At 46.4% G+C, this 2238-nt stretch carries 2 protein-coding genes and 2 pseudogenes; all 4 read right to left on the reverse strand.

Translation table 11 applies throughout. The features are described 5' to 3' along the window. Window positions 1–185, reverse strand: a pseudogene (locus RO21_RS11525) (phage tail assembly protein); the annotation flags it as partial. A 64-nt stretch (window positions 186–249) separates the two neighbouring features. Next, complete coding sequence (locus RO21_RS11530) at window positions 250–756, reverse strand: phage major tail tube protein (RefSeq protein WP_047977926.1); 507 nt, start codon at window positions 754–756, stop codon at window positions 250–252. Between the two features lie 15 nt (window positions 757–771). Further along, window positions 772–1947: a phage tail sheath protein gene (locus RO21_RS11535; protein WP_047977927.1), complete on the reverse strand. Its 1176-nt coding sequence runs from the start codon at window positions 1945–1947 to the stop codon at window positions 772–774. Between the two features lie 83 nt (window positions 1948–2030). Continuing rightward, a pseudogene (locus tag RO21_RS13180) lies at window positions 2031–2238 on the reverse strand (enoyl-CoA hydratase); the annotation flags it as partial.

The raw sequence follows: 2238 nt of genomic DNA on the forward strand, positions 1-2238 counted from the left end.
GTGAGTTTCGGGGCGGAAATCTTTGGCAATAATGCCCGCCATTCATCAGCCCCTAGTCGGTAGAGTTCAAACAGGGAAAGCCCTTTGAGTTGTGGCACTAACGCTTTGCGGATTGTGATCTCATTAAAGGCTCTGCCCCCACGCACGATGCCGTTTTTGAGGATAACAGTTTGAATTTGTTTCATTGGATTTGTCCTTTTTGTTGCAAAAAATTAGTCGGAAATACCCGCTTGTTACGAAATTTGGGGCTTATAGCCCCATTGCTTTGCGGTGTTCGCTCAGTAAATCTTTACCGTCCACCTTAAACACATAGTTCAGCACGTCAATTTCGATAATATCCGCACCATCTACGCTTAATTTGTAGTAGCTTAACGCCATTTTGTAGCTAAACTCAGTATCATCACCGGCTTTACTGTTACCGCCGTCAATCTCTTCAATCCGACCTTTCATCAGAATATCCACCGCCGACACTTCGTCCGTGTCGTCTTGCTGGTATGCGCCGTTAAAACGGAACATTGTGTCCTGAATCCCTTTGCCGTAGAGCTTGAGCAAGCTAGTAGTTAAACCACCGACCTTAAATTCCGCTTCTAGCAATTCGTGGCCGAGATTAACTTTCACCGGAGCAAACATTCCGCCGGAGCGGTACTCTTCCATTTTTTGTGTCAGTTTCGGTAGCGTAACTTCGGTGATCTCACCGTGATAACTGACCGAATCGACCGAGCCGTTAAAATTTTTCAGTTTACGAGGTAATGCCATTGCTATTCTCCGTGATTATGCAGATGCCACTTTACTGGCAAAATCAACCAAATATTCATCTTCAATATACTGGTACATATTCAGATTTTCCAAACTCGGCACCCACATATATTTGTATTTAATAAAGAATTTGCCGTCTTTGAGCTGGTCTTTACTGTTCAACTCAACGTCCAGCCACGCTTCGCCATCAACCAAATAACCGAGATTTTTCCAAAAGCGGAATTTGCTGTTGATCATCTCCAACATATCTTTGGCAAGGTTTGGCGTGAGCGGTTTATCGATCGCCCAATCAAACGCTTCGCCCAACGTATCTTTGATGATTTGTGCTGAACGGGTCGCCTGCATAAAGGCAAATTGGGTGTCGGCGGAAAGTGTGCGAGAACCCCACAACTTAAAGCCGTTATTGTTCAAACAGACGGTGATATTTTTGCTGTTGAGGTAATTGACATCGGTGCTGTCGTCTTGAATATCAAAACTGAGCGGGTGGGTAATGCCGGTAACGCCGGCAATTTCCACATTCGACACATTTTTATGCCAGCCGATATTTTTATCAATCCACGCTTGGATAGCACAAGCCCGCACTGTGGCGTAATCAACCTCAGTGGCTGCGGTATCGGCATTAAACGAGAGAAAATCCCCGTGAATCATCATCAATTCACGGCTGGCAAAATTACGGGCGTAACTGACCGCTTGTTCCTTCGTGGTCGCCCCATTCGATGAAATAAACCCAAAGCCGTTCAGCTTTTTGGCGATCACACCAATTTCACTTGCTACCGCTTGATTATCAAACTTCGGCACAGCAATTAAACGGGGTTTGACAAACACCACTGAATTTGCCACCGTTAAGGCTTTCAAGCCTGTATATTTACCTTCTTCGGTAACTGTGCCGACAATGTTCGCTGTGAGCGTGTCGCTATCTTCAGAATCGGCAACACGCACGATCACCGTTGGTGTATTTACAATCGACCCGATGGCATTTAAGGCACGCTTTAACGTACCGGTACTGCCGGCATTCGCCATTGCTGCGGTTGGATTAGTAATTAAAACGGGGGTATTAAGGGGGAAGAAATCGGCATCGGCATCATCGGCGGTACAAACCAGCCCGATCACCGCCGTTGCCACCGTGCGAATCGTGCGTGTACCGTCTGAGGCTTCAATCACCCGCACGCCGTGTAAGTAGGCATCTGACATTGGAAATCCTTGAATGTGTGAACAAGTAATGCCCGATATTGTGAAAAGAAAACCGCTCATAGGCGAGCAGTTTGGAATGTGAGTTAGGGTTTGACAATCTCGGCCAACTGATTCGGGCTAAAACGCCAGCCTTGGTCGCTGTTGCGAATAGCGTTGAAGCACCATTCGGAACAGAAAAACTTATCCCGTTTTTGTTTGAACCCTAATACCACGCCGATTGCACCCCATAGGTCGTAGCGTTTGCCTTTGGTTCGTTCAAAATAGGCTTTGATTTGGCTTTCATCTACACCG

This window comes from Muribacter muris, from assembly GCF_001038205.1.
Classification (GTDB): Bacteria; Pseudomonadota; Gammaproteobacteria; order Enterobacterales; family Pasteurellaceae; genus Muribacter; species Muribacter muris.

Excerpts from the sequence above, each read along its gene's own strand:
- RO21_RS11535 (WP_047977927.1), bottom strand. The coding sequence starts at position 1,947 with ATGTCAGATGCCTACTTACACGGCGTGCGGGTGATTGAAGCCTCAGAC.
- RO21_RS11530 (WP_047977926.1), bottom strand. The coding sequence starts at position 756 with ATGGCATTACCTCGTAAACTGAAAAATTTTAACGGCTCGGTCGATTCG.